The 25887-nt window shown below is 40.4% G+C and carries 15 protein-coding genes; 10 read left to right on the forward strand and 5 right to left on the reverse strand.

Annotated elements, in window-relative coordinates:
* The first annotated feature begins 9 nt into the window (after window positions 1–9).
* The gene (locus CYAN7822_RS09355) at window positions 10–798 is read left to right on the forward strand and encodes a DUF3598 family protein (RefSeq protein ID WP_013322007.1); all 789 of its coding nucleotides are present in this window, start codon (window positions 10–12) and stop codon (window positions 796–798) included.
* Window positions 799–904: 106 nt separating this feature from the next.
* Window positions 905–2530: a murein biosynthesis integral membrane protein MurJ gene (gene murJ, locus CYAN7822_RS09360; protein WP_013322008.1), complete on the forward strand. Its 1626-nt coding sequence runs from the start codon at window positions 905–907 to the stop codon at window positions 2528–2530.
* A 98-nt stretch (window positions 2531–2628) separates the two neighbouring features.
* On the opposite strand, the gene CYAN7822_RS09365 is transcribed toward murJ, so the two are convergent.
* From CYAN7822_RS09365 to CYAN7822_RS09375, 3 genes are all read right to left on the reverse strand, one after another.
* Complete coding sequence (locus CYAN7822_RS09365) at window positions 2629–3927, reverse strand: NAD(P)/FAD-dependent oxidoreductase (protein ID WP_013322009.1); 1299 nt, start codon at window positions 3925–3927, stop codon at window positions 2629–2631.
* 795 nt (window positions 3928–4722) lie between these two features.
* Window positions 4723–6411, reverse strand: coding sequence for an RluA family pseudouridine synthase (locus CYAN7822_RS09370; RefSeq protein ID WP_013322010.1), 1689 nt, complete (start codon window positions 6409–6411; stop codon window positions 4723–4725).
* 10 nt (window positions 6412–6421) lie between these two features.
* Entirely contained in the window at window positions 6422–7087 is a 666-nt protein-coding gene (locus CYAN7822_RS09375; RefSeq protein ID WP_013322011.1) for a dioxygenase family protein, read from the reverse strand.
* A 384-nt stretch (window positions 7088–7471) separates the two neighbouring features.
* Between CYAN7822_RS09375 and CYAN7822_RS09380 the strand changes: the two genes are divergently transcribed.
* The gene (locus CYAN7822_RS09380; RefSeq protein WP_013322012.1) at window positions 7472–12112 is read left to right on the forward strand and encodes a CHAT domain-containing protein; all 4641 of its coding nucleotides are present in this window, start codon (window positions 7472–7474) and stop codon (window positions 12110–12112) included.
* Window positions 12113–12229: 117 nt separating this feature from the next.
* Here the strand turns inward: CYAN7822_RS09380 and CYAN7822_RS09385 are convergent, their stop codons facing one another.
* Window positions 12230–14032: a ShlB/FhaC/HecB family hemolysin secretion/activation protein gene (locus CYAN7822_RS09385; protein ID WP_013322014.1), complete on the reverse strand. Its 1803-nt coding sequence runs from the start codon at window positions 14030–14032 to the stop codon at window positions 12230–12232.
* Window positions 14033–14189: 157 nt separating this feature from the next.
* On the opposite strand from CYAN7822_RS09385, the gene CYAN7822_RS09390 reads away from it, so the two are divergent.
* The 7 genes from CYAN7822_RS09390 to CYAN7822_RS09420 all read left to right on the forward strand — a co-directional run bounded on the left by CYAN7822_RS09390 (window position 14190) and on the right by CYAN7822_RS09420 (window position 24651).
* On the forward strand, window positions 14190–16643 hold the full coding sequence (locus tag CYAN7822_RS09390; RefSeq protein ID WP_013322015.1) for a substrate-binding domain-containing protein: 2454 nt from the start codon (window positions 14190–14192) through the stop codon (window positions 16641–16643).
* 22 nt (window positions 16644–16665) lie between these two features.
* Window positions 16666–17406 (forward strand): FHA domain-containing protein, encoded by a 741-nt coding sequence (locus CYAN7822_RS34505; RefSeq protein ID WP_013322016.1) that lies wholly within the window; start codon window positions 16666–16668, stop codon window positions 17404–17406.
* A gap of 110 nt (window positions 17407–17516) precedes the next feature.
* Window positions 17517–17777 carry a hypothetical protein gene (locus tag CYAN7822_RS09400; protein ID WP_013322017.1) on the forward strand — a complete coding sequence of 87 codons (261 nt, stop codon included), beginning with the start codon at window positions 17517–17519 and terminating at the stop codon, window positions 17775–17777.
* Window positions 17777–18325, forward strand: coding sequence for a phage tail protein (locus tag CYAN7822_RS09405; RefSeq protein ID WP_013322018.1), 549 nt, complete (start codon window positions 17777–17779; stop codon window positions 18323–18325). Before CYAN7822_RS09400 ends, CYAN7822_RS09405 begins: the two co-directional genes overlap by 1 nt.
* A gap of 95 nt (window positions 18326–18420) precedes the next feature.
* On the forward strand, window positions 18421–22182 hold the full coding sequence (locus CYAN7822_RS09410) for a hypothetical protein (RefSeq protein WP_013322019.1): 3762 nt from the start codon (window positions 18421–18423) through the stop codon (window positions 22180–22182).
* Window positions 22183–22230: 48 nt separating this feature from the next.
* Window positions 22231–22812 carry a CIS tube protein gene (locus CYAN7822_RS09415; RefSeq protein WP_013322020.1) on the forward strand — a complete coding sequence of 194 codons (582 nt, stop codon included), beginning with the start codon at window positions 22231–22233 and terminating at the stop codon, window positions 22810–22812.
* Window positions 22813–22872: 60 nt separating this feature from the next.
* On the forward strand, window positions 22873–24651 hold the full coding sequence (locus tag CYAN7822_RS09420) for a VgrG-related protein (protein ID WP_013322021.1): 1779 nt from the start codon (window positions 22873–22875) through the stop codon (window positions 24649–24651).
* Between the two features lie 150 nt (window positions 24652–24801).
* Here the strand turns inward: CYAN7822_RS09420 and CYAN7822_RS09425 are convergent, their stop codons facing one another.
* Window positions 24802–25782, reverse strand: a complete 981-nt coding sequence (locus CYAN7822_RS09425) for an alpha/beta hydrolase (protein ID WP_013322022.1) — start codon at window positions 25780–25782, stop codon at window positions 24802–24804.
* Window positions 25783–25887 lie beyond the last annotated feature (105 nt).

Consider the following 25887-nt stretch of genomic DNA (forward strand, 5'->3'; position numbering starts at 1 on the left):
AATACCTCAATGAACTTTCAAGAAGAAAACTGGCTCAATCTTTTTGGTTATTGTACAGAAGAAGGCACAACATGGCACGCCCTGACGACGGTATATTCGCCAGAACTAGAAGTCATGCGTACCTATAAATTTACGCGAAAATTTACGAGCAATGCTGACCGAAGTATTATTGCTCATCAAAATACCTATTATTTACCAGATGGCACAGTCAATGAAAAAAGCTGGACAATTGAAAAGCAAAGCTGTAACCTGAGCGATGGAGTTTGTCATCCAGAAGGTCAAAAGATGAGAGCCATTGGTTTTGGTAATCAAACCAGCATTTGGGTTTCTAAAAATATTGATGATGAGTCAAATTTGGGTTCGGAAGTTTTTTTAAAACACGATAACTGGCGCTATGGTCTGCTGACGATTTATAAAAATGGAAATTTAGATAGATTCGTAATTATTAAAGAAAATACTCAAAATTTTCCGGACACAGTGGCAGAAAATACTATTACTAATTTAGAGGGTAAATGGCATCTAGAACGAACAAAAGTTCAGCCAAATTTAGAATACTTTACAGAAACATTTTCCCATCAAGAAATCGACATAAATTCATCAGTCGCCATCAATACTAACTTTTTTCTGCCGGAAAAAGTTCTGATAAATCTGCCTAAAGTTGTTCCTATCGATCAAGCCTTTGAAATCACGGTCGGGCAACAAACCGGAGAAAATTTATATAGACAAATTAAAATTCAATATGATTCAACCGGTCAATTAAGCGGCTTAATTTCAGAAGTTTACACTTTAGAAAATTAAATAGAAAATTGTCAGGCGGGGATAGCGGCAGGGGATTTGGTCCTGTACATTGAGCAAATTGGTATTATTATGTCCTAACAGGGTATGATCAACCACAGCAGTTTTTATGGGGTATGGTGTGGCTAACGATAAAAAAACCTCTCGTTCCCTTGCCGGTATCGCTGGAATTGTTGCAGTAGCGACACTGATCAGTAAAATTTTTGGATTAGTGCGTGAACAGGCGATCGCGGCCGCCTTTGGTATTGGCCCAGTCGTTAATGCTTACGCCTTTGCTTATGTCGTTCCGGGTTTTCTCCTCATCTTGTTAGGGGGAATAAATGGTCCCTTTCACAGCGCGTTAATAAGCGTTTTAGCCAAACGAGACAAAGAAGAAGCCGCCCCATTAGTAGAAACAGTTACCACCCTAGTGAGTGGGTTTTTACTGCTGGTGACCATTATTTTAATTGTCTGGGCAGATGTTTGTATTGATCTGTTAGCACCCGGTTTAACCGCAGACGTAAGGGCGATGGCCATTCAACAATTGCAAATTATGGCCCCATTAGCCTTATTAGCCGGATTAATTGGTATCGGGTTTGGAACCCTCAACGCCGCCGATCAATATTGGTTACCCGGCATAAGTCCACTATTTTCTAGTTTAGCGGTCATTGTCGGCTTAGGTATTTTATTCTGGGTGTTGGGAGATCAAATTAATGCACCTCAATACATCCATCTAGGCTCAATGGTTTTAGCCGGAGGCACATTATTAGGCGCTATTTTACAATGGTTAGCTCAGTTATGGGCCCAGTGGCAAGCAGGAATGGGCACTTTGCGCCTACGGTTTGACTGGCGTATTCCAGGGGTAATGGATGTCATGAAAGTAATGGCCCCGGCTACCCTATCCTCTGGGATGTTACATATTAATGTATATACCGATTTATTTTTTGCTTCATATATAGAAAATGCGGCGGCAGCAATGCGCTATGCGAATTTTATTGTTTTAACCCCGTTAGGGATTATTTCTAATATGATTTTAGTGCCTTTGATGCCGGTGTTTTCCCATCTAGCTGATCCGGAAAATTGGCCAGAGTTAAAGCAGAGAATTCGCCAAGGGTTATTATTAACCGCCTTGAGTATGTTACCTCTGACAGCTATGTTTATTGCTTTGGCTTTTCCAATGGTTCAGGTGATCTATGAACGGGGCGCATTTAAAGCGGCTGCGTCTGGAGAGGTAGCACCAGTATTGATGGCTTATGGAGTCGGAATGTTCTTCTATTTAGGCCGGGATGTCTTGGTGCGGGTTTTTTATGCTTTGGGAGATGGAGAAACGCCGTTTCGAGTCAGTATTTTAAATATTTTTCTCAATGGGCTGTTAGATTTTTTCTTTTATAAACCTTTTTCTACCCCTGGGTTAGTGTTTGCAACGATTGGGGTTAATATGTTTTCGATGCTCATTTTTTTATGGATTTTAAACCGTCGTTTAAGAGGGTTACCCTTAAAAGAATGGGGGTTAGCTTTATTACAGTTAGCGGCTATCAGTGTGGTTTCTGGTGTAGGAAGTTGGGGCGTAAGTTGGCTGTGGAAAACGATCATCGGAGATGGGAATTTATTGTTGCAAGTATTAGAGTTAGGGTTAGCGGTAACGGTATCTTTAGGACTGTTTATTATCTTGGCTATGCAGTTAAAGTTACCCGAAGTTAAGATTTTCTTGGATAGAATTGCCCAGAAATTAGGCCGAAAAAAACTTCTTAAGTAGGTAGATAAAAGTCAAGTTATCTGTATGACTTTACACATAGTAGGGTGTGTTACCGTAGCGTAACGCACCTCAACCTCTTAAATTATTAATCGTTAAATTTATTTAATCAATACCGCGCTCTTACCCTTCTCTGGAGCGGCACTCGGTTGCCGTTGAAAAACATTTGCCAATGCCGAGATCGCTAGATGGGTGTAGTAGGTCATCTTGATATAGCCGGGATCGTCCGCGAGATCGCCACCCGTAAAATGAACGAATTTTTGATTGAGCGAGGAAATTTTAGAGAGATTCTTGACGAGGAAACGGAGAAATTTATTGCGGGAGGCCATATAGAACGAGTCCACTAGCATCAGCACTAATTCCTCGTGTTGGCGTAGTCTTTTCTCGTATTTGCTCAGGGCATTCTGTAGCGATCGCGCGTCGTATCCATGTTCTAGATACACTCTGGCGATCTCTCGGGCCGAGTCCATGGCTAGATGCACACCCGATGAATAACACGGATCGATAAACACGGCCGCGTCGCCCACTAAAGCCCATCTATCGCCGAAAATTCTTTCTGAGGAGTATCCTAGATTGCCGTATAGGTAAATATCGGAAACTCTCTCGATATTTTTACCCAAACCCTTTCGCGTTAGCGATAGCGTCCGAATGTAATGATCTAGAAACTGTTCCGGGGAGATACTGGCTTTTTTGTAATTATCTAGGGTCGTCACCACACCGATGGATATACGGTCTTTGTCGATCGGGATCAGCCAGAGCCAGCCATCATAGAACATCTGTCCAACGAACCAACCTTGTTTCAACCGCTCCTCTAGAGCTTCCGCACGATAATGGGCGAAAATCGCCATTTTTTTCAAACGATTTGGCTTGCGAAGGTTGCGTTGGCTGGCGATGACCGATCGATAGCCACTACAGTCAAACACCATCTCGGTGCGGATAGACTTACCCTCCATCGTTTGTAGATCTTTGACCTGTAACCCCGTCATTCGTTCGCCTTCCCAGATCGCCTCCCTGACGAGATGGTGTTGGAAAACTCGGACTCCGTGATCGCGAGCGTTATCTAACAAGATCCGATCAAACTCGCCGCGTTCGACCATGAAAGCGTGGCGGAAATCTTTAAAAGAGGCGGTTTCTCGACATTTAGCGAAATCGCTCATCACGGGAGTATCATCGTAATACCAACATCCACCGGGCTTGTTGAGAAAAGTCGAGCGCATCCGTTCGTAAACCCCGAGGTCTTGGAGAATGGGCATAGTTGCCGGTAATAAAGATTCACCAATATGAAAACGGGGAAAATCCGATTTTTCAAAAATAGCGACACTTTTTCCCGCGCGAGCCAAATAAGTGGCGAGGCTAGCACCGGCCGGTCCGCCTCCGATAATAGCGATCTCGTAGTTCATAAAGTTATAGTTGGTAAAAGTCTAGTCAAATATTTCAATAGAAATCAACATTATTTCAGATGATCCCTTCGCTTTTTCTTTGAGAAATCATTCTCCTGGGGTGAACTACGCACCTCTCTATCCCATAGCTATAAAGCATTTGGGAATGCTTATGTTTGGAGTTGTTAATTGTCTCCATCTCGCCGTGATTGCTTTCTGACCCTATAGAACTCGACTGGTTACGAATCTCACACTTCAGAAGGTTTTTCACCTGTACTAATGAGATTTTAGAGACTCTTTTCATACTATATAAGTTACTACATTTTCCCTTATTTGACTATCTTTGTCTTGAAAATTTACAATACCTCTAACGCTTCTATATATGGCCAAGATTCTCGAAAATAATTTATAAATTTTCCTGAAAAAATCAGTAATTTTACGGAACGTACGGTTCGAGGAGTTAGGGATTTACTCGAATTTCTAGTCCACGCAAAAATACCGCGATTGCTTCAGGGATGATAGAAACAGTGAAATTTTTCCCAGTTAAGGGTATATTTTTCACTACTATCGAAGGATAAAAGATTTTTTGTCTAGAGTCAAATCGAGAAAAAGGTAATTTTCGGAGTAAATACGCATGAATCCGCTTTAGAGAACTCTGTATCTTACTTAAAAGATAATTTGTCTCTATCAGTCAATATATATAAACAGTCTTTTATTGATGTCCAGATACTTAGGGTGTGAAGCGGGTAAGGTAACGCATCTCAACCTCTTAAATTATTAGTCGTTAAATTTATAAACTTAGTATAAAATAGCCGCTTAAAAAGGAGTTTCTACTGTTAAATAAACCTTTTCTTCAGTAGTGGGATGAACAAAACTCAGAGAATAGGCATGAAGATGTAAACGAGTAGTAGCACTCTCATGTCCATAAAGGCGATCACCGATGATCGGGGTTCCCAGTCCATTTTGATCAGCACAATGAACGCGAATTTGATGAGTACGTCCTGTGACAGGAATAAATTCTAGACGAGTAAAATTTTCTGCCACTGCTATCACCTGAAAATGAGTAATACTTTCTTTCCCATAGCAGAAATCAACTTTTTGCCGAGGACGAGTATTAGGATCGCCCCATAAAGGTAAATTGATCGTTCCTTTCTGTGCAGAAACACCCCCTTTAACTAAAGCGTGATAAACCTTATGTATTTTTCGTTGTCTAAACTGTTGGGCAAGATGATTATAAATTTGTCGATGGCGAGCTAATAACAAAATACCAGAAGTATCTTGGTCTAAACGATGTACAACCATACACTGATCACCATCAGCTAATAAATGAGTTATGCGGCTAATAACACTATCATACTGATGACTACCACGACCCGGAACCGATAATAACCCTTCTGGCTTATTAATGGCAATCAAGTATTCATCCTCATAAATAATTGGTAAAATTTCTTTGGCATTAACAGTCGTTAAGCCCGCCAGATCAAGGGGGGTTGGGGGGATCACGCCAGAAGAAGAGGAAGAAGTTAACCCAGAGAGCAAAAACCCCATTAACGGTTGACAACGAGCCGCACAAGCCGGATAAAATCGTCCCTGAACTTTATCTTGGTGAGTCGGGGAGGTTCCCCACCAAAACTCAGCCATCGCTAGAGGAATTAGCTGATGAGTAGCCGCATAATGAAGAAGTTTAGGAGCGCAGCATTCCCCGGTTCCAGTGGGCAAACCTCCCAAGTGCTGTAATGATAGAGACTGACCTAAAAAATTCGTCAGCGAGTAATGGGCACTCATCAACTGTTGTAATTGACGCGATAGCAGTTTTCGCCGTTGTTTGAGTTGGCGAATATTTTCATCAGCTTGTTGAATGAGCATCACAAGCGGCTGTAAGCTTTCATCCCGTTGATTTTTTAGCCGCCGTCGTTCAATGCCTTCTAGGCGACTTTGCTGATTCAATTGTTCTAAAGCCTGGCTGAGAGTTTCTCCGCTTAAGGTTGAATAGAGCAATTCTCTTTGTTGCTGTCGCTGTTGTTTACTTTGTTGATGAGTGGCGGCTAATTGTTGTAATTTAGAGGAAAATTCTTGAGACAATTGTTCATAGAGCGAACGTTCAGGAATATTTTGTAGTGATAGTAATTGTTGTTTAATTTCCTCTAATGTACTTAAAGTATAAGCTTCTTCTAAAACTAAAGAATTTCGCCCAGAAATAGAACCCACCCAACCATCCACTTCTGATTTTCCCTGAAGAAGTCCAGAAAAAGCTTTCAGTACCCGTTTTTCCCCTTGTGCAGTTTGTACGAGCAAAACTCCGTACATTTTACCTTCAGCGTAATTTTCCTGAGCGGCGGCTAATTGTCGCATTAATCCATAAGCAACGGCTTCTGATAATTTTGTACGTGGTAATTTATGGGTTAAGCCGCTCTTTTGACAACGCCCTTGATACCAATAAGTCACAGTGGAGTCTGACTCTTGTTCATTATCCTCAATGAAATCTGAAAGCTTAAGAAGCATCATTAATATTTTTTTAGACTAACTCGGGTGTTTGATTTAAAATAATATTAAATTGACCATTACGTACCTTCAATGAATCATCAGCCTTTAAATCCATCATGACTAAATTTCGCTGATGGGGAGGAACTCGTTGCAAAATTCTATCTTTTTGGTTCAGTTTTTCTTCTTCTGAAAAATAAAGCTGAGTAATTAAAGGAGGCAGCTTAGGAGCCGTTATTTTAAAATGAATATGAGGAGGCCTAACCCAATCATCAGTAACCGGATAACCACCAGGTTTAATGGTGATAAAAGAATATTTTCCCTGATCATCTGTGGTGGCATAACCCCAATATTGAAAGTTAGGGTCAATGGGAGCCGGATTAGGATCGTAGTCATGATTATAACGTCCAGAGGCACAGGCTTGCCAAATCTCGACTCTAGCTCGGAGCGGCTGACAGTCTTCAGTTAAGACACACCCTCTAATCACGATGGTTTCACCGAAAGCAGCTTTTTTATGACCATCAATTACGGTTAGATTGTTATTTTGGTCTAAAGGAAACTGTAGAGGATAAAAAGGCCCTTGTGTCTGCGGCGGAGTCAGAGAACATTTCCCCTTAGTTAGAGACAGTGGAGCAGTGATTAACCCCATTCCCAAAAGACTTGTTTGTTTTAAAAAAATTCTTCTGTTTTTTACAGCCATTTTATTACTCAATTTTGGGATTTTAGTTAAACAAAAATTTCTGCATGATTGATTATATCGCGGTTAAAGCGGCAAGAGGCAAGAGGCAAGATTTCAATGGTCTCAGTTCTTATTCATCCCCGTTAAGCCTGCAATTTTTTAAAACTTAACGTTTTAATTGATAAACTTAAAATTTCTCAATGTTCTAATGGATTATAATTTATCATTGACAGCATCATCCTAAGACTAATAGGTCTTGGGAAATCAAAAAACAAACGGATTGAGTCAACGAGGATTTGTCAAAAAAAACATCTCGTTTGGCGAATCCTTAAGATTAGCTGATTAATAATAAGTTTTTGCCGCACAGATTAAGTTTAAGTTGATGAGGAGTTGAAAAAGAAAAATATGAACAAAAACATTGCCTTAATCGCTGCTTTAATGGGATTAGGATTAAGCCCTCAACTGATTCAAGCTCAAGAAATTACTCCCGCTCATGATGGAACTGGTACAGTAGTCACCCCCAATGGTAACCGCTTCGATATTGGTGGTGGGACGCTTTCTGGAGATGGAAAAAATTTATTTCAAAGTTTTTCTCAATTTGGCTTAAATGCGAGTCAAATTGCTAATTTTCTCTCTTCACCCAGTATTGTCAACATTTTGAGTCGGGTAACGGGCGGCAATCCTTCTATTATTAACGGACTGATTCAAGTCACTGGCGGCAACTCCAACCTATATTTAATTAATCCTGCCGGGATTATCTTTGGTTCGGGAGCCAGTTTGAATGTACCAGCAGATTTTACCGCCAGTACAGCTACCCGAATAGGATTTAATGGTGGGTGGTTTAATGCCTTCGGAACCAATAATTATCAAGCCCTTAACGGAAATCCCAACAGTTTTGTCTTTGGTAACTCTAATCCCGCCGCTATTATCAATGCCGGCAATTTGAAGGTTAATCCCTCTCAACAACTAGCTTTAATGGCTGGAGTGGTGATTAATACGGGAACGATGGAGGCTCCTGGCGGAAAAATAACCGTTGCCGCCGTTCCGGGCACTAGCCGCCTGAAAATCTCCCAAGAAGGACAGATTTTAAGTTTAGAAGTCAATGTACCCACTGATGAGTTAGGCAACCCCTTACCATTTACGGTGGGATCTGTTCCGGCTCTATTAACAGGAAGCTCTGTAGATACCGGCTTAGTGGTTACCCCCTCATCACAAGTGCAACTAGCCGCCACTAATACCCCCATTCCCACCACCCCCGGCAATGCAACCGTTTCCGGAACCCTCAATACATCTAATGGAAATGCCGCCGCATTAGGGGGAGAAATCAGCGTTACCGGCCAACAGGTGAGTTTACTCAATGCAAGTATAAAAGCCGATGGAAGCAATGGAGGAGGAACCGTTCTCATCGGGGGCGACTATCAAGGACAAGGCACAATTCCCAACGCCCAAAATACTTATGTAGACAGCCAATCAGTGATAAACGCTAATGCCGGTGCAACGGGAAACGGCGGTAAGGTGATCGTCTGGGCAGATCAGACAACCCAGTTTAACGGTACTATTAATGCGCGTGGCGGTCAACTTGCCGGTGATGGGGGTTTCGCTGAAGTTTCCGGTCAGCAAAATCTCAGCTTTCAGGGTAATGTGGATTTAACGGCGACGAATGGGAATTTAGGAACCTTATTACTCGACCCGGAAAATATCACCATCGTCGATGGAAATGGAGGAGCAAATGATAGTCAATTACCGGAAATTACGGCTAACAATAATACAGGCGCAACCTTTACGATTTCTGAAACCAAATTAGAACAGTTACCCGCCACAGCGAATGTTGTTTTAGAAGCAACCAATAACATTACTATCAACGATTTAGCCGATAATCAATTAACATTTCAGCCAGGCCCCGGCGGTTCAATTCGCTTGACGGCGGATGCAGATAATAACGGAAATGGCTCTTTTTCCATGAATTCTAACGATACGATCCAAGCCTCAGCCAGAGATATTAGCATTTCTGGAGCCAATCTAGCCGTAGGAAATCTTGATACCAGTGCCAGCGCGGCTAATGGAGGAGCGATTAATTTAACGGCTACTAATGGTTCTATTACAGTTAATGGAAGCTTACTTTCTAAGTCTGATACCTCCAATGGAGGAGCCGTTAATTTATCAGCAACTGGCAATATTTCAACGGGGAATATTATAACCTATTCTGATGATAACGGGGTAGGCGGTAATGTGACGCTCAATGCCGGCGGAAATATTGATACCACTACAGGAGTGGGTTATAACGTAGATCTTCCTCAATCCCTGAATGATTTAAAAGTTCCTAGCATTGTATCAGGGTCAGAATTAGGAGATGGAGGGAATGTTAATCTTACAGCTAACGGTAATATCAAAACCGGTTTTATTGTCTCAGGTTCTTATGAAAATGGTACAGGAGGCAACATCAATCTAGAAAGTAAAAGCGGCTCTATTAATACTAACCTCACTGAACAAGTGCAAGGAGAACAGGTAACTGTGGGGGCGTTAGTTTCGGCATCGCGCTTAGGGAATGGCGGGAACGTTTCTCTAAAAGCCTCTAAAGATATTACCACCGGCATCATTGCTACAGGAACCATCGGACCCCAGCAAGGCGGCAACGTCACCCTAGAAAGTACAGGCGGTTCAGTGAATACGGCGGCGGGGGCTAATTTTAAAGCCCCTAGTGTTAACCTATTAACCCTTTTAGGCGTTCCCCAACTGGCGGCAGAGCAAGCTCAAGGGCTGACCGTTGGACTAGGTATTTTTTCCTTCTCTAATCAAGGTCAAGGGGGAAATGTCACCATTACCGCCGCCAATGATATTACCACCAGTAATATTGTGACAGGTAGCCTAGGCAAACAGGGAGGAAACATTACCCTAAAAAGCTTAAATGGTGCCATTGATACCTCTTCAGGGATTTTTGCCCAGAACCTAACTCAAGAATTTTTGACCAATTTAGGCGTAGATGCCAATATAGCCTCTATTGCTCAAGCCATTAGTCAACGCCGCTTTGGAGGACTATTATCTCTATCTATTTTTGGCAATGCCGGGCAAATTAGTTTGCAAGCGAAGGGCGACATTTCTACGAATTATATCGTCTCATCTAGCTTTAGTGGACAGGGAGGAGACATCAGCATTCGCAGTGCTACTGGAGATATAACCTCGGGTCCAGTGATGCTTAATCAGGCAAGTTTTATGTCTTCTCCCTTGAGTAATCCTAACGGATTTGTAATTCCAGGAATTAACAATCAGCAACTCTTGGATCTCTTGACGCTTGGAGGCATTAATAGTTCCGGTGCTAATGGTGGAGATGTTACCCTAGAAGCGCCTCAAGGAAACGTAACGGTTACCAGTATTAACGCTCAAGGGGGAGCTAATGGAACAGGAGGAAATGTTAATATTGCGGCCGGAGAATTTGTCAGACTTTTAGATAGCTTTACCGATCAAACGGGTATTGAAGCCAGCATTTCAACGGTAGGAGGAGCCGGTGGCGGTTCTATTACGGTTCGTCATGGGGGCAGAGGAATAACGCCTTTTGTGGTGGGTGATCCTTCGGTGAATGGAAGTGCAGGAGCCTTAAACAGTGGGCAATTCCAGTTTGTACCGGCTGGATCTTTTCCCTTTACCACCAGCCGGGGAAATGTGGCGATTATTTCAGTTGATTTTAGAAATTTGGTGGCAATTCCTCAAGTTTTTCAACCTGAACAACCCCCTGCTATTACAACAGCTACAGCTTTAACACCGACTATCACCATTAATACTCTAGAACAAACTCGGGAAATATTGGCTTATATCGAGCGGGAAACCTCAGAAATTCCGGCGTTAATTTATGTAAGTTTTGTGCCGCCGGGCTTGATTAATGGCTCAGTAACCAATGAAGATTTTGCCACAAAAGAAGCCAATTTAACCGCTCAGTATCAAAATGCTTTGAGCTTACCCCAAAATAAAAATACTTCGGTATTGGGGGTGATTCCTGAAGAAAATTATGAACTCGAATTAATGCTGATTACGCGAGAAGGAAAGCCCTATCGCATACAATTACCCGGTGTAACCCGTAAACAAGTGCAAGCCATAGCCGAGGAATTTTATGTAGAAGTTTCTAACCAGGGAAGTGATTATAAAACCGATGCGGAGCAACTGTATAATTGGCTTCTGGCTCCCTTGGAACAGGAACTCGCGGCTAGAAAAATTGATAGTGTATTGTTTTTTCTGCCCACTGGGCTACGTTTAATTCCTCTGGCAGCACTTTATGATAAAAATGATCCGGAAAATAAACATTTCGTGATTCAAAAAGACTATACCGTTGGGTTAGCGCCTTCTCTGAATCTGGTAGATTATCGCTATCGAAATCTTAAAAATGCGCCGGTTTTAGCCTTTGGTGCTTCGCAATTTCCCGCCGAGCAAGAGCAACAACCTTTACCGGCGGTGAGTGTTGAATTGCCGCTTATTGCCGGACAAATTCGCTCGGGAGAATATTTTCTCAATCAACAATTTACTCTCAATAACCTGCAACGTCAACGCAATCAAGAGCCTTTTCCTATCGTTCATTTAGCCACTCACGCTGATTTTAATCCTGATAATCTCAATGAAAGTTATATTCAACTTTACAATCAAAAGTTAAGGCTTCCTCAATGGCAAAATATGGATTTAGATGCCCCAACGGTTGATTTACTGGTGATTTCTGCTTGTAAAACGGCTGTAGGAAATCCCGATATAGAATTGGGTTTTGCCGGGTTAGCGGTTCAAGCAGGGGTGAAAACGGCCATCGCATCTCTGTGGTATGTGGGTGATACGGGTACTCTCGCTTTGATGGATCAATTTTATCGTCAATTAAAGACAGCACCGATCAAAGCGGTTGCTTTACGAGATGCTCAACGAGCGATGCTTTCTCAAGAGGTTAGACAAGAGGGAAATCAATTAATTACCCCAGAGGGAAATATTACTTTACCTAATAATAATAACGGCGAACAGTCGGATTTATCTCATCCTTATTATTGGGCTTCTTTTACTTTAATTGGTAGTCCTTGGTAAGCGAATTTCGCCTCCTGTTGATCATTACAATTGGGGAGCATCCCAATGGAAGCTTCCCACTCATGTTTAAGACTTACGCACTGTAATGAGCCGCAGTAAATACCATTTTTCCAGCCGCTAAAAACCATAATTAACGCTGAAATAAAACCCATCATCTTGCACATCATCCCCTCGAATATTAAGGTCCATTAGAGGCGGCGCGTAATCTAATCGGATGTTTAACTTATCTATCGGTTGCCAAATAAGCCCTAATCCTAACCCTGCAATAACCGTTTGATTAGCCAGAATGGTATTAGGATTTCCTTCGGCATTCCAGATAGCGCCCACATCAAAAAAAGGAGCTAAAATAAACACGGGATTATCGGCTCGATTGCGGACTAAAGTAATGCGATCTTCAATAGAAAAACGCGCTCCATTATCACCCGCCATCACATTTTGACGGTAACCGCGCACCGATTCTGCACCCCCAATAACAAACTGTTCTGAGGGTAATAAAGGGTCTGGAGTGAGTTGTAAATCCAGTTGTATAATTAAGAAATTATTCGGGTTAATGAGTTGTAAGCGTTGCACCTGGCCTAACCAACTAAAAAATTGACCATCTGGTATCGGTTCAGGATTTTCTGTTGCATCAAGTATCCCCGTTCCAAAGCGAAATTGAGAACGCAACCCCCAGGCCCCTGAACGCTGACGACTCACATAGTCCTGTCCAAAAGTAAAAACACTGGTAATGGTTACCCCTTGATTATTAGGGCCAAATCCAAATTGTGTGGGGACATCATTAAATAAAAATGTTCGACCATTGTAATAGCTAAAACCGGTCGAGAGTGCGAATTCTTGTCGAGGAGTACGGATTAGGGGTTGTCGATACTCTAAAGTGTATCTTTCTGACCTTCCCTCAATACCTAAATCGCCAATATTTTTGATGGCATCGTCAATACTATTAATGACTCGGTTACGCTCAATTAAAGTAGTAAAATAAATGGCTCCCTCCATCGGATTAAGAGGAGCGCGATAATTTAAATCTAAGCGATAAGTTCCCTCCCAAGTCTCAAAACGAGGACGGTAAGAAGTGGAAATTTGATCGCCGATACCTGTTACATTTCGATAAAAAAGATTGAGATTAAATCGGGTTGCACCGATACTGGGAGGAGAATAATTATCCGCTCCTACATTTCCCCCAAAAGAATTAGCTTCCGTTACCCGAACCACAAGCGTACTTCGGGCTTTTTCGTTTTCGCTCGTTTGTTCAGTGCTAGGCGGTTTTAAGGTGGCTTCTACATTTTTAAAAAGGGGATCATTTCTTAATAAACGCAGTTGATTTTCGAGTTTTCTCACATTAAGCGGCTTTCCGACTCCCAATTCTACCCGAGAGCGCACATAATTTTGTAATCGACTTGTTCCCTCAATAACAATATTGCCAATCGTACCTTCTAAAACTTGAAAAATTGCTACTCCATCAGCTACCTGAACTATGGCTCGAGAGTTAAGATAGCCAGCATTTAAATACAGTTGAGTAATCGCACTTGCCGCTTCTCTTAACTGTTGTTCTGTGGCTTCTGTTCCTTCGAGCGGTTTAATAATCGGATCTAATTCGGCTGCACCAAATACGGTACTCCCCACTACCTCGACTTTATTAATCTGAATTAGGGTTGAAGAAGATTTTTCAGCCACTATTTGCGGGAAATTCTGCTCAGAGTTTTCTAAAATACCTAATTTAAGCTCTAATCCTTTCGTGGTATTAAGGTTTATTTCCCTCCCGTCTAGCTCCTGATTCTCTAATGAAAAAATCATCTCTTGTTCAGAAATCGGTGTGGCTAAACCCTTATTTCCATCGATAATCATTACTCCTTCCACCATTAAAGCACTAGCAACAAACAGCTTTTGCCAATGCTTTTGTTTTGAGCCTTGACTCTTTTCCATTTTAGATTTAAAAATATTTTTTTTCTATTTTATATTTATCACACTGAGTTTTGCGAAAATATTGTACTTAGAAAAAATTTACAGCAATATTTATTTACATTTATTCTAAAGAAATATTAATTAAAATACAATGTAAAGAGCAGCAAGGAAAACTTCAATGAAAATTGCCGACCTCTACCATCGCGTTAGAAATGGAATCAGATATATCGTCAGTTTTGGTCGTTTTAATCCGGCCAGTCAATCAGGACAGCACGCCATTATTGAGGAAATGCGACGTAAAGCTGTGGAGGCGGCAGAACACATAGATATTCCTGGAAGCGACTCAGCTAAAGGCAATTCCTCAGAAGTTAGACCCTTTCAAGCACAATTTCCTTGGTCTTACCAGAATGAACCATCTGCTACTCACTCATCTACAGAGACTCCTATCCCTAATATCTCTGCTCCTATACCGATTCAAGAGCAACGTAACGATCCTTTTTATCCGGCATACCAATGTAAAACCAATGATGCTTTAGGTTGTTATTATCCCCAGCAAACCCTACAACAGACACCACAAGCCAAATTTTGTTTAGGCTGTGGTTTTCCGGTACCGTTAGCCGAAAATCGAGAAATTCGGGGAAGACGAGGCATTTATCAAACCGGTACTTTAGTGGGTAAACGAGGAATAGGACGAATTTATCGAGGAATTCAAAAAAACGAGAATCAACCAATTGTTATTAAAGAGTTTCTTTTACCCAATCGATCTTTTAAAAATTTAGAAGATTTTCAACAACGTCAAGCCACTTTTGTGCGTGTGGCTAATCTTACGGCAGCCGATGGAAGAGATAAAGATTTTCGCCTGATTATTCCTTGGGAAGCCGTTGCCGATGAACAGGAAAGACGCTGTTATTTAATTACTAAAAGTAATCTCGATACTTTGCCCACTCTTAGCAGTTATCTATCGAGTCATGGGGCAATGACGAACGATCAAGTTAAACTTTTATTAGATCAAATTTTGCAAAGCTTAGAGTTTCTGCATGGTCAAAGATTTCAATTTTCATCGGGTCAAATTCAAACGGGATTAGTTCATGGCAATTTGAATTTAAATAGTGTATTGATCTCTGAATCTAATCAACAAGATTTTTTTGTTTATTTGACTGATTTGCTTTTATGGGAATATTTATTTTATCGCCCGGATACTCAAATTAATCCCAAAACCGTCAATGATGATTTAATGGCGGTAGGAGAAATAGGGTTTAAAATGTTGATGGGGCCAACCGGTTTAGATCCTCGCAATGATCAACATTGGCTAGGTTCGGGAACTTCTTCCCCGCCAAAGGTAGAGCCAGCGTTAAAACAATTTATTTTGCAACTGTTAGGATTAAACTCTTCTTTTGCTACGGCCACCAATGCCAGAGAAGTTTTATTAAAGTTACCTAAACCTCAGACAGATGAGCAACAGAAATTAACACCTGACGAAGATCTTGAGGCGGTTAAGCGGCGTTCTTGGATGCCTTGGATAGTTGCGCCAGCCATCGTTATTTTAGGGGTGATAACTGTAGGAATAGTTGGGAGATTATCTCATAAATCTTACCCGGTTGTAAATCGAAAGGTTTTAATTCCTAGCATAGCAGAAATTGAGGTTCCCCCAGGAAATTTTACTTATACTTTAGAAAAAGACGGATCAGCCAGTTATGTATTCTTAGAACCTAATTTGCTCAGTACCCAGAAAAGTTTAATAGACGAATTACAACAACGCAAACCGGGAGTAATATTACAAGCAATTTCAGCAAACGATGGCTCACAGGCCAGCCAGCAAGTAGCTCAGGGAATGGCTAACTTTGCTATAATCAGTCAAATTGCCGCCGCTTCTTCGAGTAGTGTCGAACAAGAAGCCATCGCTTATGATGGTTTGTTAATAGTGGTTCCCTTTAGCTATGATCAAAGAGAGCGAGGCTTACCTAAAGCCTTGGGTGGCAAAATAACCTTTGAGCAAATACGGGATCTTTATAGTGGTAAAATTGAAAATTGGAAAGATATAGGAGGTCCAGATCTGCCTGTAAAACTGTATGTTCCCACACAACCCTCAGCTATTCAACTTTTTGAAGAAAAAGTTCTTCAAGACCCTGCTGTCATCGCCACTTTTAGAGATTTATTAAAACAGAATAAAATCCAAAAAAAAGAAACTCTTCAAACTTTACGAACCCTACAGTATGAGTTTGAAAATGAAAAAATCGGTGGCATAAGTTTTGGATTTTCTAGTCAAATTTTTGGGCAGTGTGGCGGCTATCCGTTAGCTTTGCAAGTGGCAACAGAATCCCCAATCATTGCTTTTTTAAAACGAATTTTCTTTTTAGGAGACGATGCCCAACAAGTTTGGATTCAACCGAATAATCATAGTATAGACCCAAGCACAAATTTATGTAAAAAAGGAAGTTATCAATTAGCCGAAGAACTCTTTCAAACCAATCAGTATCCCCTGGCTTTTCCTCTAGTGGTACTTTATCCTAGAGATAATCGAGATGAACCCGCCTATCAAATCGGTCGGAAATTTGCTCAAGTGTTGACCACTGAAGAAGGACAAACATTATTGCAAGAAACTAATCTTGTTCCGTTACAATCTTTAAAATAATTCAATTCTATATTAGCAAAAAATGGCTATTGTAAAATGTCAAAATCCCCAATGTGATTATTTTCAAAAACCCGTTCCTGAAGGAGATTTTTGTCCCTTCTGCGGCGAACCTTTACCCACTAAACAGACATCTCCTCCTCCCCTTTCCACTCCGTCAATTCAAGTGCAACCGCTTCCCACCCCTATAGCAGAGCCGCCAATTCCTGCACCACCGCTTCCCCTCCCCATAGCCGCGCCTCAAGCTCCCACAGCACCGCCAGTGCAAGCACAACCCCCCACCCCCATAGCCGCGCCTCAAGCTCCCACAGCACCGCCAGTGCAAGCGCAACCCCCCACCCCCATAGCCGCACCTCCGTCGCCTCCGTTAGCTTTTTCTTTTCCTCAAGACTCTCCTGCAACAGTATATGAGGGAGTTCATACTCCTTATCCGACTTTAAAATTAACACATACATCAGGAAAAGAATTCTTTGCGATGGCTGGACAAAAAATTTATATTGGACGTAGAGGAGGGACAAAAAAACCGCATCCGGAGATTGATCTGACGGATATTCCTTATGCTGAGAGAGTTTCACGTCCTCATGCTCATATTTTTTGGGATGAGCAGAGCAATCATTACATGATTGTAGACAATCAAAGTACAAATGGGACGAAGATTAATGGCGAGTTTTTAAAACCTTGGCATCCTTATCCTCTTTATGATGGAGCCATATTAGAATTGGGAAAAGAACAATACATTAAGTTTACTGTTCAAATTCGCTCTTAAAAATTCGACCTTTGGCTAATGGGAGTTAAGCCAACATAATCGTTAGGATTAAAGATAGGGTGATATTCAACTCTCCTTTGCTTAAAAAACAAAAAAATTTTGCTAAATTTATGTTCCACTCCCCAAGTTCTGGTTCATCTCAAGCCTTTTTTAATCAGATTGAGAGCATGACGACTCCGGCGGGTTATGTTGCGCCTGCTGTATTTCAGACAAGCAATAAGGAGTATATCGCGCTTATTAAGTCATTAGCGGCTAAAGCACTCTACGATCCCTTATTGCAGAGAGATTTATGTGATCGAATTTACGAACTGATGCTAGAAGATATGCGTTTACAAAAGGAACGCATTAGACAGTACGGAGAGTTATTATAATGGCTGGAAATAGCACTGAAATGAAAAGTCCATCGTGGGTAGATGAGCGCGTCTTAAATTATCTAAGCGCTAATCGTTTTTATGTAGAAATTAAAAGTGAGATAAAAGCCTGTTTTAGCGAATGTTCGGGAGTGGGAGTGCAAATTGATAAAGACGTTTATTTAGAAGGAGGAGTCAACGAACAGCAACGAATTTTTATTAAGCAAGCTAAGTTTAATGATGTTACTCTTAAACACGGCATTACTGATGATATGCTTTTTTGGCAATGGATTAATCAAGTTCTTAAAGGAGAACCCAAACAACGACAAAATGTGAGAATTTTAGTTTTTAATCAAGCTGGAGAAACGATCCAAAGTTGGACCTTAATTGGTGCTATTCCTATTGGCTGGAAAGCTCCTTCCTTACAAGCTAATTCAAATACAGTGGCCATTGAAGAATTAACGTTAGCTTATGAAGGACTGAATATTCAAAGTGAAAAATCTAATAGTCCTAAAATAAAATTGGAAGGGCAAGAACGAGGGCCACAAGGTTATTTTGGCAGTCATTAACTTTTTAGTAAGCAGGTAATCATAAAAAAATAATGACTAATAACTAATGACTAATGACTAATGACTAATGACTAATGACTAATGACTAATGACTAATGACTAACAAAACCAATAGCAACCAAGAACCCATAGAACAGAAGCTAACTGAGCCGCCTCTCGGAATAGTGGCTTTATATCCTAAATTTCTCAGTCCTTTAGGAGCAAATTCTCTTGGTACAGTAGAGCCGCTTGTTTTTTTTCCAGATGGGTTACCGGATTATCAACGATGGGATAATCCTTATAAAAATTCTCCTTTTTATGAATCTAATCGAGTAGTTTCTCTTGCTAATGAAGGAACAAGCTTACAAGCGAAGCGGCAAGAAGAAAAAGAAGATTTTTTGGGAGAAGCTTGGGGAAATTTTCTGCCGAATTCTTCGTCTATCCAAGATCAATATAACGCCACAGAATTAGCTGAGGAAGAACAAGCAAGTTTCTCTCAAGTGGACTCATCTGAAATTCAACTACAAGAAAGTTTTGTTAGCGATACAATTCAATCTCAGTCTCTTCCTTTACAAGAACAACTCAATCAGTCTAATCTCGAGAAAACAGAATTAGGTGAAGTAGAACCTCTAACAGTGCAGCTAAAATCAGATCTCCCTTATTTAGCACAAACCTCTGATTTTAATTTTGAAGATAATCAAAGCCAAAAAGAGCAAAAAGCTTCTGAAAATCCTATCACAGAAGATAGAGTTTTTACCTCAGAAACAGACTTAGATTCTCAAATATCTGACGCTATCCCAACCCCTTTACAACCGTCGGATGTTTCTCTTATTTCCACTGAGTCGTTTACACAAAATACTCCTTCAATTCAAACAAAATTAGAAAGAGGGATAAATGAGGAACCATCTTTATCACCAACCGCAGCAGAAACCCCTCAAGAAACTCTCCTTCAAACTCGTTTAGAACCGGCGGGAGAAAAGGCTGCCGCTTTATCAACTAATTTGCCTACTTCTTTAGAAGATTTGCCAGAAACAGAGGCAATGGAGGCGGCAACAGAAGTCAGAGAAATGGGGATAAGTGAAGCACCTCCTTTATCACCAACCGCAGCAGAAACCTCTCAAGAAATTCCCCTTCAAACTCGTTTAGAACCGGCGGGAGAAAAGGCTGCCGCTTCATCAGTTAATGTTTTTACTTCTCCACAAGAGTTAGCAGAAACAGAGGCAATGGAGGCGGCAACAGAAGTCAGAGAAATGGGGATAAGTGAAGCACCTCCTTTATCACCAACCGCAGCAGAAACCCCTCAAGAAACTCTCCTTCAAACTCGTTTAGAACCGGCGGGAGAAAAGGCTGCCGCTTTATCAACTAATTTTCCTACTTCTTTAGAAGATTTGCCAGAAACAGAGGCAATGGAGGCGGCAACAGAAGTCAGAGAAATAGAGATAAGTGAAGAAACTCCTTTATCACCAACCGCAGCAGAAACTACTGAACATACTCTCCTTCAAACTCGTTTAGAACCGGCGAGAGAAAAGGCTGCCGCTTTATCAACTAATTTTCCTACTTCTTTAGAAGATTTGCCAGAAACAGAGGCAATGGAGGCGGCAACAGAAGTCAGAGAAATAGAGATAAGTGAAGAAACTCCTTTATCACCAACCGCAGCAGAAACTACTGAACATACTCTCCTTCAAACTCGTTTAGAACCGGCGAGAGAAAAGGCTGCCGCTTTATCAACTAATTTGCCTACTTCTTTAGAAGATTTGCCAGAAACAGAGGCAATGGAGGCGGCAACAGAAGTCAGAGAAATAGAGATAAGTGAAGAAACTCCTTTATCACCAACCGCAGCAGAAACTACTGAACATACTCTCCTTCAAACTCGTTTAGAACCGGCGAGAGAAAAGGCTGCCGCTTTATCAACTAATTTGCCTACTTCTTTAGAAGATTTGCCAGAAACAGAGGCAATGGAGGCGGCAACAGAAGTCAGAGAAATAGAGATAAGTGAAGAAACTCCTTTATCACCAACCGCAGCAGAAACTACTGAACATACTCTCCTTCAAACTCGTTTAGAACCGGCGAGAGAAAGTGCTGCCGCTTTATCAACTAATTTTCCTACTTCTCCACAAGAGTTAGCAGAAACAGAGGCAATGGAGGCGGCAACAGAAGTCAGAGAAATAGAGATAAGTGAAGAAACTCCTTTATCACCAACCGCAGCAGAAACTACTGAACATACTCTCCTTCAAACTCGTTTAGAACCGGCGAGAGAAAATGCTGCCACTTTATCAACTAATTTTCCTACTTCTCCACAAGAGTTAGCAGAAACAGAGGCAATGGAGGCGGCAACAGAAGTCAGAGAAATAGAGATAAGTGAAGAAACTCCTTTATCACCAACCGCAGCAGAAACTACTGAACATACTCTCCTTCAAACTCGTTTAGAACCGGCGAGAGAAAATGCTGCCGCTTTATCAACTAATTTTCCTACTTCTCCACAAGAGTTAGCAGAAACAGAGGCAATGGAGGCGGCAACAGAAGTCAGAGAAATAGGGATAAGTGAAGAACCATCTTTATCACCAACCGCAGTAGAAACCCCTCAAGAAATTCTCCTTCAAACTCGTTTAGAACCGGCGAGAGAAAATGCTGCCGCTTTATCAACTAATTTTCCTACTTCTTTAGAAGATTTGCCAGAAACAGAGGCAATGGAGGCGGCAACAGAAGTCAGAGAAATAGGGATAAGTGAAGAACCATCTTTATCACCAACCGCAGTAGAAACCCCTCAAGAAATTCTCCTTCAAACTCGTTTAGAACCGGCGAGAGAAAATGCTGCCGCTTTATCAACTAATTTTCCTACTTCTTTAGAAGATTTGCCAGAAACAGAGGCAATGGAGGCGGCAACAGAAGTCAGAGAAATAGGGATAAGTGAAGAACCATCTTTATCACCAACCGCAGCAGAAATTCCTCTAGATACTACAGTTCAAACCACTCCAACACTACAGCAACTAGCAACTCCTTCTAAAGTTGAACAGTCTGAGAGTAGTAGAGAAGATATCAATAATATTGCAGAACTGCCACAAAATGATGTTCAAATAGACATTTCTGCAAAGCAAAAATTGAGTAAAATTGACTCTCAAAAAATGACTATAAATACTCCTCAAATACTTGTAGAAGAAAGCAAAAATATTGAAAATAAACCAATAATAAATAAATTACCTTCTTCCGAAAATTCCTTAGATTCAATAGTAGATGAAGCCATAAATTCTCCTGTTACACTTGCGCCGATTGTTTCGAGTTCTAGGGAACAAGTCTCTAGTTTTTCGGCTTCAAGCAATGAGACAGATGAAACTGAAACCAAGAAAATTTTCCCTGTTCAAGAAAATCCTAAAAATATTTATTCGCCAACATCTGAACCTGAAGAAACTACACAAGTTGTATCAGAAAATCCCTCTCAATTTATCTCTAGAAAGGCTCAAGATATTCCTGAAAGTTGGTCAAATATAGAAGAATTACTAGGTCAAACAAGTCCAGATTTAGGATCAATTACCGTGTCGCCTATCGAGGCACATCAAAATTTCAGTTATGAACCAGCTTCTATTAATTATAGACCATCAGAAACCCCAAATTTCTCAAGTCAATCCGATGCAGATTCATCAATACAAGCAAATCCTGAAAATCCTTTGATTGAGAGAACTATTGAACCTAATACACCCAGTGCTGAAAAAACAGAATTAGTAACCCCTATTGAAGAAAAACAAGAAAGTAGTAAAACCGGTGAAGATGAAAAAGATAATTTAGAGCTTTTAGCGCGAGAAATTTACCATCTTCTGCGGCAGCGCTTAGAAGTAGAACGAGAGAGACTAGGGAAGTATTATTCAGGCCGACTTCCTTGGTAAATATCCATAAGCTTGAATATTTCTTAAAAAATTTTAGGAGCAAATAAAATGGTAAACGGCAATTTTAGTTCAAATAGAAACCGAGAAAGCAATAAAGAAGAACGAGTTAAAAAAGCAGAATTATATTCTTTAGATGGGGATGATTATACCTTTCAATTCATGTTTAATCCCAACGAAATTAGTATTAATAGAAAAGCAGATGTCACTCAAAATAGAGGTGCTAGAACTGATCAAGAAGGAATTCCAAAAGTTAGTTTTGCTCATCCTAATGCCACGACAATCACCATTAATAACATCATTTTTGATGTTTATGAAAACCAAGAGCGAGACTTAGGGAAAAATTTAGAAAAATTGACAAAAACTGTCAAATTTGTTCAGGGTAAAGATCGCCCACCGATTTATATGTTTCGCTGGGGAAATGTCAACTATTTAAGATGTTATGTAGAATCGGTTAATTATCAACTTACTTTATTTTTACCGGATGGAAGTCCAGTAAGAGCAAAAGCTTCTATAACTCTTAAAGAAATTGATCCGAGTTTTGGCGATTCTAATCCCTCAGCACAAGCAACACAAGCTGATAGAGAGCGAAATAGTAGATGGAATAACAATCAAGTAACTAATTGGGTATAAAGTTATTAGTCAATAGTCAATAGTCAATAGTTAATAGTCAATTATTACAGGAGGTGCTTAATGGGTGGTGAACAATATAAAGTTCCGGAAGTAGAAATAGAAATAGATAACCAAAAAATGGATGGTAAATTTATTGAAGATATTCTTCATCTTTCTGTGGAAGAAAGCTTACATATGCCAAGTTTATGTACTCTGGTTATCAATAATGACTATTATCCTGGTAGAGATGATAAAGAAAAACCCTGGAAACATAATAAGTTACTCCAAATAGGCAAATCTATTAAAATCAAATTCAAAGCAAGCACCACAGAACAATTTAAAGAAAAAGATCAACAACCATCTCCTATGTTTGAAGGAGACATTACTGGTATAGACTGTCATTTTACCGATGAATCTCAAGCACCAATTGTTGTTCGTGCTTATGATGCTTCTCATCGACTGCATCGAGGACGATATAATCGCTCTTATCAAAATATGACTGATAGTGATATCGTCAAGAAAATCGCCTCAGAAGTTAGTATTAAACCCGGTGAAATAGAAAATAGCGGCGCTCCTCATGACTATCTTTTTCAACAAAATCAAACTAATATGGAATTTCTCAGGGACAGAGCTTTCCGTTTAGGTTATGAATTATATATACAAGACAATAAATTAAATTTTCATAAGCCGAAAGAAAAAGGAAACTTAGAATTAAAATGGTTAAAACATATCAATAGTTTTCGGGTCAGAGTGAGTAGTGCTGAACAAGTTAATAAAGTAGAAGTGAGGGGATGGGACTATAAAGAAAAAAAAGCCATTGTTTCTACTGCCGAAACCGATCAAGTGATCACCGAAAATACCAATGGTAAAGGAAAAAGTGTCAGCAGTAAATTTAAAACCACCCCAAAAATGATTGTCGTAGACAAACCAATTTTTAACTCAAAAGAAGCGGATAAAATTGCTCAAGCTTTATGTAATGAATTAGGGGGAGAATATGTCATTGCAGATGCTAGAGGAGAGGGAAATCCTCAAATCCGAGTAGGGAAAGTCGTTAAACTTCAAGAAATGGGGCCTTATGACGGCAAATATTATATTACAGAAACTCGTCATATTTATCATAAACGGGTTTATAGCACTGACTTTACCGTGCGAGGTTTAAGAGGCGGAAATCTCTTAACTACACTGTCTCCATCTACCTATCTCAAACCCGGACAAACATTATTAGTTGGCATAGTAACCGATAATAAAGACCCCGATGGGTTAGGACGAGTTAAAGTCAAAATGCCCACACTAACAGAAGACCATACCAGTTATTGGGCTAGAGTAGTAGCCATTGGGGCAGGAATACAAAGAGGTTTTGACTGTTTACCTGAAGTGAATGATGAGGTTTTGATCGGATTTGAACATGGAGATATTCACCGTCCTTATGTATTTGGTGGGGTTTGGAATGGAAAAGATAAACCCCCCGAACCAGTAGAGGATTCTGTCGTAGGTGCAAAAGTCCGCTTAAGAACATTTAAAACCCGTATCGGTCATAAATTACAATTTGTCGAAGAAGATAAAGGCGCGTCCAAATCCGGTGTCTATATAGAAACGGCCAAAAAACATCAAATTCGTATTAATGACAGTGATCGCCACATCGAAATTAAAACCACCAATGGTCATCAAATTAAAATGGATGATGCTGGTCAAAAAATAGATATCAAAACCACGAGCGGTCATCAAATTACTATGAATGATGGGGGAGCTTCTATCACCGTTCAATCTATCGGAAATCTGACCATACAAGCACAAGGCAATATTAATATTAGTGCCAACGGAACTATTAGTATTCAAGGAGCCATGATTCGCTTAAATTAACCTCTAATCTGGGTTACTAAGTACCTGGACACTCTATAAAGCTCTCTGTACCCGCGAATTGTAAAACGCCCACAATTCCCCCACACCCGACACCCGACACCCTAACCTCACAGTTAACTTTAATGAGTGTCCGGCTACTTACTATTATGATTATTTACGCTCAAAACAAGTTATTAAAGGATTGGGAGTGGCTAACCAATGGTCAAGAGCTTGAAAAGCTTCGGGTAAAGAATATACATTAGCCTTGATAAAAAGACTAATCAATTCTACCATTAATAAGCGAAATTCTTCATCTTGAGGAGTCGTATTGAGATCAAAAAAAGACTTTTTTAAACTCCCGTCTAAAGGATCGCAAATACAAAAATGATTAGCACCTTCAAAAATTAAAAAATAACTATCATTTCTCCCGCCAGTTAACCCTTCTTCAAAAGTTCGCCGCACAGGGGTGATCGGATCACCCATAACACCGCTTGTAGCCGCTAAATAACTTAAAGAGATATCCTTACTGCCACCCATCAACAGCAGAGGAAGCTGATCAGGTAAGGGTAAAATTGTGTTAGGCTCAAATCCTAAAACTACTGGCCCAATTGTTTGAGTTCCATAAGAAAAAGCCGCCACAATTTGCGGAAAAAAGCCAGGGTTCGCATTTTCGATCGCTAGTCTGCCGCCGGCTGAATGTCCCCCTAAAATAATCTTTTCTAAATTCAACAGCCCAGCTAAAAAGCCTTGTTTATTCAAGTTTTCCAATTCAGTTAGTATAGTCGGTAAGAGGGAACTACTCGGTACCTTCCCATAAGTATCAGGTTGCCAGGCTTTTAAATTTATACCTGGTGTTTGTCCAATTTTGTGAGGAAAATATTCTTCTATCCAAGAAAAAGTTACTACCACTAGACCTAATTCTACCAATTTCACGGCTAACCATTGATACATTTCCATGCCGCATTTAAAGCCATTGAGAAAAATGACAACTGGAAAAGGGGCCAATTGAGTATCAACAGGCACATCATCGTCAAAAGAGCCTATTTTTCTCTCTACATTTTGAGAAGGATAAAAAATTTTTAGATGAAGGGTGTTGTAAGGAGGTTGAGCAGATTCTACTCGAGCGGCTCGTACAATAGAAGTAACAATCATTATCGGTTTTTTTCAATAATTTTTGAAGAATTGTAATTTCCCAAATTTCCTAGTATTAGTATTATTACATATTTTCCTAGTTATTTCCTGAAAAAATCGGTACTT

It is taken from the genome of Gloeothece verrucosa PCC 7822, assembly GCF_000147335.1.
GTDB classification, from domain to species: Bacteria; Cyanobacteriota; Cyanobacteriia; order Cyanobacteriales; family Microcystaceae; genus Gloeothece; species Gloeothece verrucosa.

Excerpts from the sequence above, each read along its gene's own strand:
- murJ (WP_013322008.1), top strand. The coding sequence starts at position 905 with ATGGGGTATGGTGTGGCTAACGATAAAAAAACCTCTCGTTCCCTTGCC.
- CYAN7822_RS09405 (WP_013322018.1), top strand. The coding sequence starts at position 17,777 with ATGGCTGGAAATAGCACTGAAATGAAAAGTCCATCGTGGGTAGATGAG.
- CYAN7822_RS09375 (WP_013322011.1), bottom strand. The coding sequence starts at position 7,087 with ATGGCTGTAAAAAACAGAAGAATTTTTTTAAAACAAACAAGTCTTTTG.
- CYAN7822_RS09410 (WP_013322019.1), top strand. The coding sequence starts at position 18,421 with ATGACTAACAAAACCAATAGCAACCAAGAACCCATAGAACAGAAGCTA.
- CYAN7822_RS09415 (WP_013322020.1), top strand. The coding sequence starts at position 22,231 with ATGGTAAACGGCAATTTTAGTTCAAATAGAAACCGAGAAAGCAATAAA.
- CYAN7822_RS09425 (WP_013322022.1), bottom strand. The coding sequence starts at position 25,782 with ATGATTGTTACTTCTATTGTACGAGCCGCTCGAGTAGAATCTGCTCAA.
- CYAN7822_RS34505 (WP_013322016.1), top strand. The coding sequence starts at position 16,666 with ATGGCTATTGTAAAATGTCAAAATCCCCAATGTGATTATTTTCAAAAA.
- CYAN7822_RS09355 (WP_013322007.1), top strand. The coding sequence starts at position 10 with ATGAACTTTCAAGAAGAAAACTGGCTCAATCTTTTTGGTTATTGTACA.
- CYAN7822_RS09420 (WP_013322021.1), top strand. The coding sequence starts at position 22,873 with ATGGGTGGTGAACAATATAAAGTTCCGGAAGTAGAAATAGAAATAGAT.
- CYAN7822_RS09390 (WP_013322015.1), top strand. The coding sequence starts at position 14,190 with ATGAAAATTGCCGACCTCTACCATCGCGTTAGAAATGGAATCAGATAT.
- CYAN7822_RS09365 (WP_013322009.1), bottom strand. The coding sequence starts at position 3,927 with ATGAACTACGAGATCGCTATTATCGGAGGCGGACCGGCCGGTGCTAGC.
- CYAN7822_RS09370 (WP_013322010.1), bottom strand. The coding sequence starts at position 6,411 with ATGATGCTTCTTAAGCTTTCAGATTTCATTGAGGATAATGAACAAGAG.
- CYAN7822_RS09380 (WP_013322012.1), top strand. The coding sequence starts at position 7,472 with ATGAACAAAAACATTGCCTTAATCGCTGCTTTAATGGGATTAGGATTA.
- CYAN7822_RS09400 (WP_013322017.1), top strand. The coding sequence starts at position 17,517 with ATGTTCCACTCCCCAAGTTCTGGTTCATCTCAAGCCTTTTTTAATCAG.
- CYAN7822_RS09385 (WP_013322014.1), bottom strand. The coding sequence starts at position 14,032 with ATGGAAAAGAGTCAAGGCTCAAAACAAAAGCATTGGCAAAAGCTGTTT.